The following is a 17,638-nucleotide window of genomic DNA, read 5'->3' on the forward strand; positions in this document are numbered from 1 at the left end:
CCGTGGACACATCCGTCGAGCAGATCGTCGAGGCGCTGCGCGAGTCATTGCTCGAGAACGAGCGGCTGCGCCAGCACAACGAACGGGTCACCGAAGCGGCGCAGGAGCCCGTCGCGATCGTCGCCATGAGCTGCCGCTACCCCGGCGGCGTCAGCACCCCCGAGCAGCTGTGGCAGCTCGTCGACACCGGCACCGACGCCGTGGGCGGCTTCCCCGACGACCGCGGCTGGGACGTCGACGGCATCTACGACCCCGACCCCGACGCCCCCGGCCGCACCCACGTCCGCGAAGGCGGGTTCCTGTACGACGCGGCCCGGTTCGACCCCGGTTTCTTCGGCATCAGCCCGCGCGAGGCCATCGCCATGGACCCGCAGCAGCGCCTCCTGCTGGAGACCGCCTGGGAGGCGTTCGAACGCGCCGGCATCGACCCGCACACCCTCAAGGGCAGCCGCACCGGCATCTACGCGGGCGTCATGTACCACGACTACGGCAGCTGGCTCACCGAGGTCCCGGAGGGCGTCGAGGGCTACCTCGGCAACGGCAACCTGGGCAGCGTCGCCTCCGGCCGCGTCTCCTACATCCTCGGCCTGGAGGGGCCCGCCGTCACCGTCGACACCGCCTGCTCCTCCTCGCTCGTCGCCCTCCACCTCGCCGTGCAGGCCCTGCGCACCGGCGAGTGCGGCCTGGCCCTCGCCGGTGGTGTGACGGTGATGTCCACCCCCGACACCTTCATCGACTTCAGCCGGCAGCGCGGCCTCGCCCTGGACGGCCGCTGCAAGTCCTTCGCGGAGGGCGCGGACGGCACCGGCTGGGGCGAGGGCGCCGGCCTGCTCCTGCTGGAACGGCTCAGCGACGCCCGGCGCAACGGCCACCCGGTGCTCGCCGTGGTGCGCGGCACCGCCGTCAACCAGGACGGTGCCTCCAACGGCCTGACCGCCCCCAACGGCCCTTCCCAGCAGCGCGTCATCCGCGCCGCCCTCGCCAACGCCCGCCTGGAACCCCATCAGGTGCACGCCGTCGAGGCCCACGGCACCGGCACCCCGCTCGGCGACCCCATCGAGGCGCAGGCCCTGCTCGCCACCTACGGCCAGGACCGCGCCGAGCCGCTGTGGCTGGGCTCGGTGAAGTCCAACATCGGCCACACCCAGGCCGCCGCGGGCGTCGCCGGTGTCATCAAGACGGTGCTGGCCATCCGGCACGGCCGGCTGCCGAAGACCCTGCACGCCGGGCAGCCCACCTCCCAGGTCGACTGGGAGGCCGGCGCCGTCGAACTCCTCACCGAGGCCCGCGACTGGCCCGACGACGGCGAACCCCGCCGCGCCGCCGTCTCCTCCTTCGGCATCAGCGGCACCAACGCCCACGTCATCGTCGAGGCGGCCCCCGACGCCGAGCCCCGCGCCGAGGAGCCCGCCTGGACCGGCCCGCTCCCGCTGGTCCTGTCCGGCAACGACCCCGAGGGTCTGGCCGCCCAGGCCCGCCGCCTCCTCGACCACCTCGCCACCGGTGCCGACCCCGTCCCCGACATCGCCCACACGCTCGCCACCGGACGCGCCGCGCTCGCCGAACGCGCCGTCGTCACCGGCGCCGACCCGGACGCCCTCACCGCGGGCCTCGCCGCCCTCGCCGAGGGCGGCGACACCGCGCCGAACGTGGTGCGCGGCCGGCCGGCCGGCCAGTCCCGCATCGCCTTCGTCTTCCCCGGCCAGGGCGCCCAGTGGTCCGGCATGGCCGCCGACCTGCTCGACACCTCACCGGTGTTCGCCGCCCGCATGGCAGACTGCGCCGCGGCCCTCGCGCCCGTCACCGACTTCGACCTCCTCGGGACCGTACGGGCGCGGCAGCCGCTGGAGCGGGTGGACGTCGTCCAGCCCGTCCTGTGGGCGATCATGGTGTCGCTCGCCGAGGTGTGGCGCTCGCACGGGGTGCGGCCCGCCGCCGTGATCGGCCACTCCCAGGGCGAGATCGCCGCCGCCTGCGTGGCCGGCGCCCTCTCCCTCGCCGACGGCGCCCGCGTCGTGGCCCTGCGCAGCCGGGCCATCGCCCGGGAACTCTCCGGCCGCGGCGGCATGATGTCGGTGGCCCTGCCCGAGGCCCGGGTGCGCGACCTCGTCACCCGCTACGAGGGACGGGTCGCGGTGGCCGCCGTCAACGGCGCCTCCTCCGTGGTGCTGTCCGGCGACGCCGACGCCCTGGACGAACTCCGCGCGACCATCGTGGCCGGCGGCGACCGCGCCAAGCGGCTCCCGGTGGACTACGCCTCGCACAGCGCCCACGTGGAGTCGATCCGCGAGCGGCTGCTCACCGACCTCGCCGACGTCCGGGCCCGCCCCGCCGAGGTCCCGTTCTACTCCACCGTCACCGGCGCCCGGCTCGACACCACCGGCCTGGACGCCGAGTACTGGTACACCAACCTGCGGCAGAGCGTGCTGTTCGAACCGACCACCCGCACCCTGCTGGACGCCGGGTACGGGGTGTTCGTCGAATGCGGCCCGCACCCGGTACTGCTGCACAGCATCGAGGAGACCGCCGACGCCGCCGGCGCCGACATCACCGGCCTGGGCTCCCTGCGCCGCGACGACGGCGGCCCCGAGCGCCTGCTGACCGCCCTCGGCGAAGCCTTCGTCGCCGGCGTCCCGGTCGACTGGTCACCCGTCTTCGCCGGCCTGCCGGTCCGCTCCGCCGACCTGCCCACCTACGCCTTCCAGCGCGAGCGGTACTGGCTCGGCCGGTCCACCGCCACCGGTGACGTCACCGCCGCCGGCCTGGAGACCACCGGCCACCCGCTGCTCGGCGCCACCGTCCCGGTCGCCGGGGGCGGCACCGTGTTCACCGGCCGGCTCTCCGCCGCCACCACGCCCTGGCTGGCCGACCACGCCGTGTCCGGCACCCCGCTGCTGCCCGGCACCGCCCTGGTGGAACTGGCGCTCGGCGTCGGCCACGACCTCGGCTGCGGGCACCTCGCCGAACTCACTCTCCAGGCACCGCTGACCCTGCCCGAGCGAGGCGCGCTCCAGCTCCAGCTGCACGTGGCCGCCCCCGACGACACCGGCCACCGCGCGCTGAGCGTCCACTCCCGCCCCGAGGGCGCCGACGACACCGCCTGGACCCGGCACGCCGCCGGTCTGCTCGCCCCGGGGAGCGACGCGCCCGCCTTCGACCTCACCGCCTGGCCGCCGGCGGGCGCGGAGCCGGTACCCGCCGAGGACGCCTACGACCGACTGGCCCGCCTCGGCTACGAGTACGGGCCCGCCTTCCAGGGGCTGCGCGCGGTCTGGCGGCGCGGCGACGAGACCTTCGCCGAGGTCGAACTGCCCGTGGACGCCGGTGCCTTCGCCCTGCACCCGGCGCTCTTCGACGCCGCCCTGCACGCCGACGGCCTCGTCACCGACGACCAGGACACCGCCCGGCTGCCCTTCTCCTGGACCGGGGTCTCGCTGTACGCGGCCGGCGCCACCGCCCTGCGGGTCCGGCTGCACGGCGCTGAGACCCTCTCCGTCCAGCTGGCCGATCCCACGGGCGCCCCGGTCGCCGAGGTCGAGGCCCTGGTCTCCCGACCCGTCGACCCGGCCGCGCTCACCTCCACGGCCCGCGTCGACGACCTCTACCGCCTGGACTGGCCCGCCCTGCCCGTGCCCGCCACGCCCGCACCGGACCACGCCGTGCTGGACGAACGGGGCCCGGCCGCACTGGACCCCCTGCCCGACTGGGTGGTGCTGGCGGTCGACGGCCACGACGACCCGGTCACCGGCGTCCACCGGGCCACCGAGCGGGTACTGGCCGCCGTACAGGAGTGGCTCGCGGACGAACGCACCGCCTCCGCACGCCTGGTGGTGCTCACCCGGGGCGCCGTCGCCGTGGGGGAGGAGGACGTCACCGATCTGGCGGGTGCCGCCGTCTGGGGCCTGGTACGGGCCGCGCAGGGCGAGCACCCCGACCGGTTCGTGCTGGTGGACGGCGGTGATGCCACCGCCGCGGTGGCCGCCGCGGCGGCCGGCGGCGAACCCCAGCTCGCCCTGCGCGACGGCACCGTGCACGTCCCCCGGCTCGCCCGCACCGCACCGCCGGGCCGGATCCCGCCGCTCGACCCCGAGGGCACCGTCCTCGTCACCGGCGGCACCGGGGTGCTCGGCGCCGCCGTCGCCCGGCACCTGGTCGCCGAACACGGCGTGCGCCGCCTGGTGCTGGCCGGGCGCAGTGGCACCACCGCCGCCGATCTCACCGGTCTGGACGCGGAGATCGTCGTGGCCCGCTGCGACGCCGCCGACCGTGGACAACTCGCCGCGCTGCTGGCGGAGACGCCGCCCGAGCACCCGCTGACCGCGGTCGTCCACCTCGCCGGCGTCCTGGACGACGGCCTGCTGACCGACCAGACACCGGACCGCCTGGACGCCGTGCTGCGGCCCAAGGCCGACGCCGCCTGGCACCTGCACGAGCTGACCCGCGACCTCGGTCTCGCCGCGTTCGTGTTGTTCTCCTCCGCCGCCGGCACCGTCGACGGCGCCGGCCAGTCCGGCTACGCCGCCGCCAACGCCTTCCTCGACGCGCTGGCCGCCCACCGCCGCCACCACGGGCTGCCCGCGCACTCGCTGGCCTGGGGCTTCTGGGAGCAGCGCACCGGGCTGACCGCCCACCTCACCGACGCCGACGTGGCCCGCATGGCCCGCGCGGGCGTCCGTCCGCTGTCCACCGACGAGGGACTGAGCCTGTTCGACGCCGCCCTGGCCGCCGACGAGCCGCTGCTGCTCCCCATCGGCCTGGACCTGGTCGCTCTGCGCCGCGCCCCGGACGTGCCGGCCGTGCTGCGCGCCCTGGTGCCCGCCCGCGCCCGCCGTACCGCGGCCTCCCGCGCGGAGGCCGTGTCGTTCGCCGACCGGCTCGCCGCGCTGGAGCCCGCCGCACGCGACGCGGCCCTCATGGAGCTGGTCCGCACCCACGCCGCCGCCGTGCTCGGCCACGGCGGCGACATGACGCTCGACCCGCGCCGCTCCTTCCGTGAAGTGGGCTTCGACTCGCTGACCGCCGTCGAACTGCGCAACCGCCTCGGCACCGCGGTCGGCCTGCGCCTGCCCGCCACCCTGGTCTTCGACCACCCGGACGCGGGCGCGCTGGTGGCGCACCTGAGGACCGAACTCTTCGGCGCCGAGGACGGCACCGCCACCGAGGCCGCCGCGCCGGAGCGGGAGGCGGACGAGCCGGTCGCCATCGTCGCCATGGCCTGCCGCTACCCCGGCGGCGTCAGCACCCCCGAGGAGCTGTGGCGGCTGCTGGCCGACGGCGGCGACGGCATCGGCGCCTTCCCCGCCGACCGTGGCTGGGACCTGGACGGCCTGTACGACCCGGAGCCCGGCAGGGCCGGCCGCTCCTCGACCCGGTCCGGCGGATTCCTCTACGACGCCGCCGACTTCGACCCGGACTTCTTCGGCATCGGCCCGCGCGAGGCCCTCGCCATGGACCCGCAGCAACGCCTGCTGCTGGAGACGTCCTGGGAGGCGCTGGAGCGGGCCGGCATCGACCCGCACTCCGTGCGCGGCAGCCGTACCGGCGTGTTCGCGGGCGTGATGTACCACGACTACGGCAGCCGCCTGCACCGCGTCCCCGAGTCCGTGCGCGACTACCTCGGCAACGGCAGCCTCGGCAGCGTGGCCTCCGGCCGGGTCGCCTACACCCTCGGCCTGGAGGGCCCGACGCTCACCGTCGACACGGCGTGCTCGTCGTCGCTGGTGGCGCTGCACCTGGCCGCGCAGGCGCTGCGACAGGGCGAGTGCACCCTCGCGCTGGCCGGCGGGGTGTCCGTGATGTCCACCGTCGACACGTTCGTGGACTTCAGCAGGCAGCGCAACCTCGCCGCCGACGGCCACGCCAAGTCCTTCGCCGACGCGGCGGACGGCACGGCCCTGTCCGAGGGCGCCGGCATGCTCGTCCTGGAGCGGTTGTCGGACGCGCGGCGCAACGGTCACGAGGTGCTGGCGGTGGTGCGGGGTTCCGCGGTGAACCAGGACGGTGCGTCGAACGGTCTGACGGCGCCGAACGGTCCGTCGCAGCAGCGGGTGATCCGGCAGGCGTTGGCGTCGGCCCGGTTGTCGGCGGCGGACGTGGACGTGGTGGAGGCGCACGGGACGGGGACGACGCTGGGCGATCCGATCGAGGCGCAGGCGCTGCTGGCGACCTATGGTCAGGACCGGCCGGTGGAGCGGCCGTTGTGGTTGGGTTCGGTGAAGTCGAACATCGGGCACACGCAGGCGGCGGCGGGTGTGGCGGGTGTCATCAAGATGGTGATGGCGATGCGGCACGGGACGCTGCCGAGGACGCTGCACGTGGACCGCCCCTCGACCGAGGTGGACTGGGACGCGGGGCGGGTGCGGCTGCTGACCGAGGAGCGGGAGTGGCCGGTACTGGAACGTCCGCGCCGGGCGGGTGTCTCCTCCTTCGGCATCAGCGGCACCAACGTGCACACGATCATCGAGGAGGCACCGGCCGAGGCGACCGCCCCCGACCCGGGGCCCGCCCGGGCCCCGCTGCTGCCCCTGGTCGTCTCCGGCGCCACCCCCGAGGCGCTGGCCGCCCAGGCGGCCCGGCTGCGCGCGGTCGCCGACCGGCCGCTGCCCGACCTCGCCCGCTCCCTGGCCACGGACCGTGCCGCCCTCACCCACCGGGCCGCCGTCGTCGTCCGCGACCGGGACGAACTCCTCGCCGCGCTCAGCGCGCTGGCCGACGGCACCACCACGGACAGCGTGGTCCACGGCCGGCCCGGCCCCGGCGGGACCGCCTTCCTCTTCACCGGCCAGGGCGCCCAGCGCCCCGGCATGGGCCGCGGCCTGTACGCCGCCCACCCCGCCTTCCGGCAGGCGCTGGACGAGGTCTGCGACGCACTCGACGCCCACCTCGACCGCCCGCTGCGGGACGTCATGTGGGCCGAGCCCGGCACCGAGGCGGCCGGCCTGCTCGACCACACCCTCTACACGCAGAGCGCCCTGTTCGCCGTCGGCACCGCCCTGTACCGGCTGCTGGAGTCCCACGGCGTACGGCCCGACCTGCTGGCCGGCCACTCCATCGGCGAACTGACCGCCGCGCACGCCGCCGGGGTCTGGGACCTGGCGGACGCCGCCCGGCTGGTCGCCGCGCGCGGCCGGCTGATGCAGGCACTGCCCGCCGGGGGCGCGATGCTCGCCGTCGACGCCACCGAGGAGGAGGTGCTGCCCCACCTCGGCCCCGAGGCGTCCGTCGCCGCCGTCAACGGGCCCCGCGCCGTGGTCGTCTCCGGCACCGAGGCCGCCGTGGACGCGGTCGCCGCGTCCTTCGCCGGTCGCCGCACCAAGCGGCTGCGGGTCAGCCACGCCTTCCACTCCCCGCTGATGGACCCGATGCTGGCGGAGTTCGAGAAGACCGCCCGCGAACTGCGGTACGCGCCGCCCGCCCGCCCCGTCGTCTCCAACGTGACCGGGGTGCGCGCCGGCGAGGACGAGCTGTGCGACCCCGCCTACTGGGTCCGCCACGTCCGCGAGGCGGTCCGCTTCGGCGACGGCGTCCGCGCGCTGGAGGCCGACGGCGTGCGCACGTTCGTCGAACTCGGCCCCGACGCCGTCCTGTCCGCCATGGCGGCGCAGGCCGTGACCGACGCGGAACGGTCGGCCTTCGTCCCGGCACTGCGCCGTGACCGCGACGAGGAGCGGACCTTCGCGGCCCTGCTCGGCGCCGCACACGTGCGCGGTGTGCCCGTCGACTGGCCGCGGGTGTTCGCCGGCACCGGCGCCCGCCGCACCGACCTGCCGACCTACCCCTTCCAGCGGCGGCGGCTGTGGCTGGACGACGAACCCGGCGCGGTCACCGACGCGGGCGGCCTCGGGCAGGCCCCGGCCGGGCACCCGCTGCTCGGCGCGGCCCTGGAACTGGCCGGCGACGACCGGGTGGCCCTGACCGGACGCCTCTCCCTGGCCACCCACCCCTGGCTCGCCGACCACGCCGTGGCGGGCGTCGTCCTCGTCCCGGGCAGCGCCTTCGTCGAACTGGCCGTCCAGGCCGGCGACCGCACCCACTGCCCGCACGCGGAGGAACTCACCCTGGAACGCCCCCTGGTCATGCCCGAGCACGGCGCCGTCCACCTCCAGGTGGCCGTCGCCGCCCCGGACACCGACGGCCGCCGGCGCCTCACCGTGCACGCCCGCCCGGAGGGCACGGACGGCCCCTGGACCCGGCACGCCACCGGCGTCCTCGCCCCGCGCACCCTGCCCGAACCGGCCCCGGTGACCGACTGGCCGCCCGTCGGCGCCGTCCCCGTCGACGTCAGCGGCACCTACGGCCACCTGGCCGAACAGGGCTACGCCTACGGCCCGTCGTTCCGCTGCCTGCGCGGTGCGTGGCGGCTCGGCGAGGAGGTCTGGGCCGAACTCGCCCTGCCGGACGCCGACGCGGCCACCGGGTTCGCCCTGCACCCGGCGCTCCTCGACTCCACGCTGCACGCCATCGACCTGCTCGACGGCCAGGACCCGACCGTGCTGACCCTGCCCTTCGCCTGGGAGGGCGTCACCCTGTACGCGACCGGCGCCACGGCCGTGCGGCTGCGGCTCACCCCGCACGGCACCGACCACATGACCCTGCGCCTGTACGACGGCACGGGCGCGCCCGTGGCCGAGGTGGCCTCGCTGCGCATCCGCCGGGTGACCGCCGAACAGCTGGCCGAGGCCGCGCCGGAGCCCGGCGACCTGTTCCGGGTGCGGTGGACCGAACTGCCGGTCACAGCCGACCCGTCCGCGCCGGCACCGCGCGTCCTCACCCTCACCGCGGACACCGGCCCCGGCGCCGTGCCGCCCGCGGCCGCCCGCGAGACCGCCGTACAGGCCCTCGCCGCGCTGCGGCGCCACCTCGCCGACGCGCCGGACGACGCACCGCTGGTGGTGTCGACCCGGTCCGCCGTCACCGTCCACGCCGACGGCGCGCCCGACCCGGCGCAGGCCGTCGTCTGGGGCTTGGTGCGGGCGGCCGCGGTCGAGCACCCCGGCCGGTTCGTGCTCGCCGACACCGACGGCGACCCCGCCTCGGCCGCCGTCCTCCCGGCCGCCGTCGCCACCGGAGCACCCGAACTGGCCGTGCGGGCGGGCACGGTGTACGTGCCGGAGCTGGAGCGGGTCACCGAGCCGGAGGCGGCCCAGGCGCCCGCCCTGGACCCGGCGGGGACCGTTCTCGTCACCGGCGGCACCGGCAGCCTCGGCCGGCTGCTGGCCCGGCACCTGGTCACCCGGCACGGAGTGCGCCACCTGCTGCTGGCCGGTCGGAGCGGACGACTGCCCGAGCCCGGCGCCCTGGAGGAACTGGCCGCCCTGGGCGCCACGGTGACCGTGGCCGCCTGCGACGTCACCGACCGGGCCGCGCTCGGCGCCCTGCTGACGTCCGTGCCGGCCGAGCACCCGCTGACCGCCGTGGTGCACGCCGCGGGCGTCCTGGACGACGGGCTGCTCACCGACCTCACCCCCGAGCGGCTGGCCGCGGTGCTGCGGCCCAAGGCCGACGCCGCCTGGCACCTGCACGAGCTGACCCGGGACCTCGGTCTCGCCGCGTTCGTGCTGTTCTCCTCCGCCGCGGGCACCCTGGGCGCGGCGGGCCAGGCCAACTACGCCGCCGCGAACGCCTTCCTGGACGCCCTCGCCGCGCGCCGCCGCACCGAGGGGCTGCCGGCCCTCTCGCTGGGCTGGGGGCTGTGGGACACGGGGGAGGGCATGGCGGCCGGGCTCGGCGAGACCGAGTTGCGCCGGCTGGCCCGCGACGGCATCCTGCCGCTGCCCGCCGACCGGGCGCTGGCCCTGTTCGACCGCGCGCTGGCCACCGGGGACTCCCCGGCCGCCGACCGGGCCCTGCTGCTGCCGGTCCGGGTGCAGGTCACCGAGGACGCCCCCGCCCTGGTCCGGGGTCTCGCCCCCGCGGCCGGACGGCGCACCGCCCGGGCCGCGGCGACGGCCGCCCCCGCGGCCGTCGAGCCGCTGCCGCGGCGGCTGGCCGGGCTGGGCGCCGCCGACGCCCTGCGCCTGCTGGTGGAGACGGTCTGCGGACACGTCGCCGACGTCCTCGGACACGGCTCCGCCGGCGCCGTCGACCCCGAGCGCCCCCTGGGCGACCTGGGCGTGGACTCGCTGGCCGCCCTGGAGCTGCGCAACCGGCTCGGCGCCGACACCGGCCTGCGGCTGTCCACCACGCTCACCTTCGACCATCCGACCTCCGACGCCCTCGCCCGGCACCTCTTCGCCGAGCTGGGCGGCGACACCTCCGCCGGACGGGTCGACATCGAGGCCGAGGTGATGCGTCTGGAGGCCGCGCTGGAGGCGGCCGCGCCGGACGAGGAGCAGCGGGCCCGGGTGGCCGCCCGGCTGCGCGTCCTCAGCGCGCGGTGGGACGGCACCGCACAGTCGCCGGAGAACGGGACCGGGCACACCGAAGGGGCGGGCCTGGAGACGGCCACGGCCGACGAGCTCTTCGGCATCCTGGACGACGAACTCGGCAGCTTCAGCTGACCGTACGGCAGGAGGGGCGGGGGGGGGGGGGGGGGGGGGCGCGCGCGCGGCGCCCCCCCCCCCCCCCCTCCCGCCGGCTCCTCGTCCGGCCCGTGCGGCGGGTCCGCTCAGCCCGTGGACGAGCTGGTGCAGTCCCAGCGGTCCGACAGCTTGGGGATGCGGTGCTCCAGCATCTTCGACGGCAGCTCCGAACGGCTGGCCACGTTCAACTTGCGGTAGACCCGGGTGAGATGCTGCTCCACCGTGCTGATCGTGACGTGCAGACGGGCACTGATCTCGCGGTTGGTGTAGCCGAGCGCGGCGAGCCCGGCGACCCGGCACTCGGCGTCGCTGAGGATGGCGGGGCCGCCCTCGGACTCGGCGGTCTCGGGCCGTGCCGGGTCCTCCAGCAGGTGGACGTCGACCGGCGACTCGATGCGGCAGGCCTCGGCCTCCCGGGCCGCCTGCCGCGCCACCAGCCGGGCCCGGGCGTACTCACCCAGCTCGTAGTGGGCCGCGGACAGGTCGGCGTACGCCTGGGACAGCGCGTAGCGGTCGCCGCACGCCTTGAGCAGGTCGATCGACTCGCGCAGCAGCGAGGCCCTGCGGTGCGGCTTGCAGGTCGCCGCCAGCAGGCGCAGTGCCATGGCCCGGGCACGGGAACTGTGGCTCCCGGGCAGCCGCAGTTGCTCCTCGGCCCAATCGCGGGCCGTGCGGACCTTGCCGATCCGCAGGTTGGCCAGGGCGAGGTCGGACCGCCAGGGGAAACCCTTCTGGAGACTGGGGTTGCCCTCGCGCAGCAGCCGTCCGCAGGTCTCGAAGTCGCCCAGCGCCGCGAAGGGCCGGTCGGTGGCGAGGTGGTGGTGACCACGGGCACGCAGGTACTGGATGCCGAACACGGTGCGGTACATCTGCTCCGGCACGTCGTGCCGGAGCAGTTGCTCGGCCTCGGCGTAGGAGCCCATGGCGGTGTACGCGGAGATCGCCGTCGCCAGCGGCAGGCCGATGAGCACCCCCCAGCTCGGGGCGGCCAGGTTGCCGAGCGCGGCGAGCGCGCCCTGCGACGCGGTGGTCATGTCGCCCTGGAGCAGGGCGATCTCCGCCCGGATGGCGCCGAGCACGGCCTGCCAGGTCGTCGCCCGACGCTCCACGGCGCTCTCCAGCAGCTCGTCGCAGGCCTCGGCGGCGACCGCGGGCCGGTCCGCGTGGGCGATGGCCAGCAGGGACATCGCGACCAGTTCCAGGTTGAGGTGGTCCAGCTGGTGTCCCTGGACGGCCTGGGCGACGGCCGCCGCGGACTCGTCGGTGGCCTCGCCCCCGACGAGCGCGGCCACTCGCGAGGCGAGCCCGCCGGAGTGGACGCGCATCTGCCGGGGGCGCGGGTCGAGGCCGGTCACCGAGGCGCCCCTGCCGGGGAGCGCGACGCCGTAGAACCACTGCCGGACGAACTCCACCTCGGCGACGATCTGGGCGTCGGCGGGCGACTGCACGTCGACGAGGGTGGACACGGCCTGGGCGGCCAGCTCGGTGTCGCCACGCCACAGCAGGTAGCGCAGGACGGTGGCGGTGTCCCGCATGCTCAGCTTGCCGTCCAGCGCGGCCTCGCGCAGCGGTTCCAGGTGGGGGCCGGCCGCCGCCGGGTTGGTGCGCCACTCGGCGCGCGCCAGGGCCACCGACAGGGCATGGCGTTCCTGCTCGTCGGCGCAGTCGCGCAGGACCAGGCCGAGGTAGTCGGTGCAGCGGCCCACGTCGTCGGCGGCCAGCGCCTGTTCCGCGGCGGCGCGCAGGATGTCCGCGCCCCACCGCGCCGGGACGACGTCCGCGGCGTACACGTGCGGTGCCACCTCGACGGCCGGGGCGCCGGAACGATACAGCAGGTCGGCTATCCGGCCGTGGAGTTCGGCACGGGCGTCGGCGTCCATGTCCTCCAGGACGGCCGCGGCGGCGGTCGGGTGCCGGAAGGCGTGACCGTCCAGCAGGCCGGAGGAGTTGAGGATGTCCACGGCTTCCTGGGTGCCGGCGGGCGTGGTGCCGGCCAGCTCGTCGGCGGGCACCGTCCGCGCCAGGGTGCCGAGCGCGGCCAGGGCCCGGGCCACCCGGACCTGGTCCCCCTGGCCGCGGTGCAGCAGCGACAGCACGGCTTGGCGGTAGGCGGCGCCGGCGACGGGCCGGTCGATCTCGGGGCCGAAGCGGGTGCTGTCGTCCAGCAGGGCGTGCACGAGCAGCGGGCTGCCGGCGGTGGCCCGGTGGTAGGCGGCGCGCACGTGTCCGGGCAGGGCCCGTCCGGCCTGGGCGGCGAGCAGTTCGCCGACGCCGGCCTCCGACAGCGGGCCCAGCCGTACCCGGCGGTGCGGCTGGCGGAGCAGTTCGGTGTGGGCGGCCGAGCGGATCTCGCCGAAATGGCCGGAGGTGGCGCACACCACGAGCACGCGTCGGGAGCGGCTGCGGCGCAGCAGGTGGACGACGGTCTGGAGGGAGGCCTGGTCCATCATGTGGGCGTCGTCCAAGCCGATGACCAGCGGGTATCCATCCGGGACGAGGCGCAGCAGAGTCTCGGTCGCCTCGTGTGCGGCGGGGGTGGGGAGGGCGTGCGGCCCGGGGGCGCAGGAGCGGCGATTCTCCGCCGGGGAGTTCACCGCCGAGGGTGCGCGGTGTGATATCGCGCACTCCGCCTCCGCGTTGCGTATTAATTGCCCGACCAGGCTCATCGGCTGTTCTCGTTCCGCCCAAGAGGCCGTACCCGTCAGGACGCACGCGTCCGTGCTGTTCAGAGTGGCGAGGAATTCATGCATCAGCTGGGTCTTGCCGGACCCCGGGCCGCCCGTGATGATCACGAGCCGGCCGTTTCCCCGCGTGCTGTCGGCGAACGCCTCGGACAGGGCGCGTATTTCTCTCGAACGACCGAAAAGGTGCATCGTGGGTCCCCCCATAGTTTTATCGCCCCGAGCCGGAACGTACGCCGTCTCCCCCGCGCGGGTGCGCGCCGCACAACGCCGCGGGGCGAGTCTGCGAGGGCGGTGGCGCCGTGGCAAAGGCGGCGCGCCGCGCCGGTCCGGCCCTGGTGGATGGCTTCTGACCGGCGGCGGAGCCGCGCGCGTCCGCAGGAGTGATCCGTGCCCGCATCGCGCGAGAGGCGTCGCATCCCCTGGTCTCCCGTTTATGCCGCGTGCTGCGGGCGGACCCCAATGCCGCGTCGCATTGTTGTGCCTGGGCTTACCGTCGGTAAGGCCGCTGAGCGGCCCGAAACCCACGGACCGAACGGTTTCGGCCAATTGCTGGCCGAAATTGATTCGGTTGTCCGCAGCTTTGCTGATCGAGTCCCGAATTAAAGATTAGAGGCTTATAGCAGGTGTAAACCGTATCTGTCTATGTCAACGTTGTCAACCATCATCCTATAGGGGTCAACTGTGGTCAGTGAGGGGCAACTACGGTCATGTCGTTGTACCTTGCCTACTGTCCCGACGGTTCCCGCAGGCGACTATTTACAGACCGTTTATTTACCGGACGGTTAAAGAAAGGAACCCGGCCTTGTCCGCCGGTGTGCCCGCCCGCCCCGGGACCGCGCGTTCGTACACGAAACCCCCGACGCCACCGGTCCGCGCGGGCCCGTGTGACGGGGCCCGCCGCCGTGGTGAGCCGTGCCGTCAGAGATCGAGTACGACCTCACCCGCGGGCCTGGAGCAGCAGATGAGGACGTTGCCCTCCGCCGGAGGTCCGACGGGTTCGGGGGAGTAGCGGACAGCGCCGGACATGAGGGCGAGTTCGCAGGTGTGGCACACCCCGGTGCGGCAGGACCACCGGACGGGGATGTCGCAGGCTTCGGCGAGTTCCAGCAAGGTGCCCTGGGTGTCGTCCCAGGGCACGGAGAGGCCGCTGCGGGCGAACGAGACCTCGGGGCCGGTGCCGGGCGGCCCCGCCGGCCGGTGGGGTGCGATCGTGGCCGACGGATGCGTGATCCCCGGGGTCACGGCGGGGCCCGCGCCGAAGCTCTCGGTGTGGACGCGGGAGGCGGCGAGCCCGCAGTCCCGCAGCGCGGCGGTGAGGCCGTCCATGAACACGGTGGGGCCGCACACGTACGCGTCGGCGTCCACGGGAAGGCCGAGCCCGCGGACCGCCTCGGCCGAGAGGTGGCCCGCCTCCGCGTAGTCCACGCCCGGCCGGTCGCTCGGCCCGGGCCTGCTGTAGTAGACGAGGGACCGGGCGTCGGGGAGGGAGGCGAGGAGGTTGCGGCTCTCCCGGGCGAAGGGATGCTCGGTGCCGTCGCGGGCTCCGTGCAGCCACCACACCCGGCGGCCGGTGTGCTCGCGGGCGAGGGCGTGCAGCATGGCCAGGACGGGGGTGACACCCACCCCCGCCGACAGCAGGACCACCGGGTTGTCGCCATCGGCCAGACAGAAGGTGCCGCGGGGCGCGGCCGCCTCCAGCCGGTCACCGACCCGCAGGCGGGAGCGCAGTTCGTTGCCGGCGGCACCGTGCGGCTCCACCTTCACGCTGATCCGGTAGGTGCCGGTGCCCGGCGCCCCGGACAGGGAGTAGCTGCGGATCAGAGGGGGGCCGCCGCCCTGCGGTCGGACCCTGACGGTGAGGAACTGGCCCGGCAGCCCGGCCGGCAGCGCCGAACCGTCGTCGGCGGCCAGATACAGCGAGAACACGCTGCGGCTCTCGGTCCGGACATCCGTGACCTTCAGCGGGCGGAAGCCCGGCCAGGCGGGCGGCGGCGCGGTGGCGGCCTCGCTCAGCGCGGCGCTGCCCGAGGCGGCACCGCTCCCGCCGTCGGCCCGCTCCAGCAGCGTCCGCATGGAATCCTGCCAGCCGGGGCTGAGCGCGGGGATGCGCAGGGCGCGTTCGACCTGTTCGCGGGTGTGCCCGGGCAGGTACAGCACGCTGTCGATCTCTTCGACGGTCATCGCCTCGGGGCCGGTGGAGACCTTGACGATCTCCTGTCCGGCCTCGACGTCGCCCTCCTCGAGGACGCGGAGGTAGAAGCCGGGCCGGTGGTGGGCCACGAGCAGCGCGGCCATCCGCGGCTCGCCCATCCGCAGGCCCACCCGGTAGCAGGTCACCCGGGGTTGCGTGACCTCGAACAAGGCGGTCCCGATGCGGTAGCGGTCCCCGATGCAGACCTCGTCGTCGGGCAGTCCGTCCACGGTGAAGTTCTCGCCGAAGTTCCCGGGGACGAGGTCGTCCCGGCCCAATTCGCCCGCCCAGAACCGGTAGGAGCCGGTCTGGTAGACCAGCACGGCCCGCTGCTCACCGCCGTGCCCGGCCAGGTCACCCTGGCCGTCCCCGTCGATGTTCAGCCGTCGTACCGTCCGGGGCCCGGCGACGGCCCTCTTGTGGACGCCGGTGCGTACGGTCCTGCCGTGCCAGGGGACGTCCGCCGGCATCCCCACGTTGACTGCTTCCAGCGTGGCCACCACGCCACCTCTCTCGCGGCGGGCCGGCGTTGGCGGTGGTGTCCGGTTCCGGCCGGCGCGCGGGGTTCTCGTGCGGTCATCCTCGGGCGAAGGCCAGCAGGTCGGCGTCGAAGGCGTCCTTGAACGGAGGGGCCATCGACAGGCCGTGCGGGGCCCCCGGGTACACCTTGAACGTGTTGTCCTTGACGATCCGGGAGGACTTCTCACCGGCCGCCACGATGGGCACGATCTGGTCGTCGTCGCCGTGCGCGATGAGCGTGGGGAAGTCGAAACGCCGCAGGTCCTCGGTCAGGTCGGTCTCCGAGAACGCCTCGACGCAGTCGTAGGCGCCCGCGATCCCCACCTGCATCGACCACAGCCAGAACGCGTCACGGGTGCCCCGGGACACCTGGTGCCCTTCCCGGTTCGCGCCGTAGAAGACCTCGCTCAGGTCCTGGTAGAACTGTGAGCGGTCGGTCGCCACGCCCTCGCGGATCGCGTCGAACGCCTCCCGGGGGAGCCCTTCGGGATTGGCGTCCGTCCTGAGCATCAGCGGTGGGATCGCGCCGAGCAGGACCGCCTTGGCGACCCGGCCACCGCCATGACGGCCGACATAGCGCGTGACCTCGCCGCCTCCGGTGGAATGGCCGACGAGGATGACGTCACGCAGGTCCAGGGTTTCGATCAGCTGCGCCAGGTCGTCGGCGTAGGTGTCCAGGTCGTTGCCGCCCCAGGTCTGCCCGGAACGCCCGTGGCCGCGGCGGTCGTGGGCGACGGCGCGGAATCCGTTGCCCGCCATCAACCGGACCTGGGGGTCCCAGGCGTCGGCGTTCAACGGCCAGCCGTGGCTGAACACCACGGGCTGTCCCGTGCCCCAGTCCTTGTAGAAGATCTCGGTGTCGTCCCTGGTGGTGACGAAAGGCATCGCTCGCCCCTCTCGGTCGAAGCGCCGGTGAGTACCGCGGCCCCGATGGGTGGACGCCGGCTCGGACGGGGCCGCCGCTGGTCATGAGGTGGCGTCAGTTCGGGGCCGTGGGCTCACTTGAGGAGTTCGAGCAGCCGATCGGCCAGGACGGTGGCCGAGTGCGGATTCTGGCCGGTGATGAGGTTGCGGTCCTCCACCATGTACGGCTCCCAGATCGGGCCGCGGCTGAAGTCCACGCCTACCTTCTCCCTCAGCTCGGTCTCCAGCAGCCAGGGTGCCACGGAGGCCAGCCCGACGCCCGCTTCCTCCTCGTCGGTGAAGCAGGTGACCCGGTAGCCCGCGAAGGGCGACTCACCCTGGATCCTGGTGGCCAGGATCGCGGAGGGGGCGTGGCACACGATCGCGAGCGGCTTCCCCGAGGCGAGCTGTGCGGTCAGCAGCCGCCCGGCGTCGGCGTCGACCGCCAGGTCGGCCATCGGACCGTGGCCGCCGGGCAGGTACACCGCGTCGTAGTCCTCCAGGCGGACGTCCGACAGCTTCAGCGGCCGTCGCATCGTCTCCGCGGACCGGATGACGGCCTCCAGTTCGAGCGCCCCCTCCTCGCCGCCCGCCATCGACGGGCGCAGGCTCATCATGTCGACGGTGGGGACCACGCCGCCGGGTGTCCCGACCACCACCTCGTGGCCGGCTTCCGTGAGTTTCTGGTAGGGCATGGCGAACTCTTCGGCCCAGTAGCCGGTCGCGTGCCTGGTGCCGTCCTTGAGCACCCAGTACGTCGCCCCGCTCACTATGAAGAGGATTCTCGCCATCACGCTCAGCCTCCTCGCGGTCACCCGCTC

Annotated in this window: 5 protein-coding genes; 1 reads left to right on the forward strand and 4 read right to left on the reverse strand. The window is 74.9% G+C overall.

From position 1 onward, the window contains the following. Window positions 1-2: 2 nt before the first annotated feature. A complete protein-coding gene (locus ACIQVT_RS19435; protein ID WP_403754754.1) occupies window positions 3-10,499 on the forward strand; it encodes an SDR family NAD(P)-dependent oxidoreductase in 10,497 nt (3,498 codons plus the stop codon). 107 nt (window positions 10,500-10,606) lie between these two features. Here the strand turns inward: ACIQVT_RS19435 and ACIQVT_RS19440 are convergent, their stop codons facing one another. The 4 genes from ACIQVT_RS19440 to ACIQVT_RS19455 form a co-directional block, all read right to left on the reverse strand. Continuing rightward, a complete protein-coding gene (locus tag ACIQVT_RS19440) occupies window positions 10,607-13,393 on the reverse strand; it encodes an AAA family ATPase (protein WP_403754757.1) in 2,787 nt (928 codons plus the stop codon). A 729-nt stretch (window positions 13,394-14,122) separates the two neighbouring features. Beyond that, window positions 14,123-15,895: an MOSC domain-containing protein gene (locus tag ACIQVT_RS19445; RefSeq protein WP_403754760.1), complete on the reverse strand. Its 1,773-nt coding sequence runs from the start codon at window positions 15,893-15,895 to the stop codon at window positions 14,123-14,125. A 76-nt stretch (window positions 15,896-15,971) separates the two neighbouring features. Then, window positions 15,972-16,799, reverse strand: coding sequence for an alpha/beta fold hydrolase (locus ACIQVT_RS19450; protein WP_403754763.1), 828 nt, complete (start codon window positions 16,797-16,799; stop codon window positions 15,972-15,974). 113 nt (window positions 16,800-16,912) lie between these two features. After that, on the reverse strand, window positions 16,913-17,608 hold the full coding sequence (locus ACIQVT_RS19455; RefSeq protein WP_403754766.1) for a type 1 glutamine amidotransferase domain-containing protein: 696 nt from the start codon (window positions 17,606-17,608) through the stop codon (window positions 16,913-16,915). Window positions 17,609-17,638: the final 30 nt, after the last annotated feature.

The sequence above is a fragment of the Streptomyces sp. NPDC100445 genome (assembly GCF_044759735.1).
Lineage (GTDB): Bacteria > Actinomycetota > Actinomycetes > Streptomycetales > Streptomycetaceae > Streptomyces.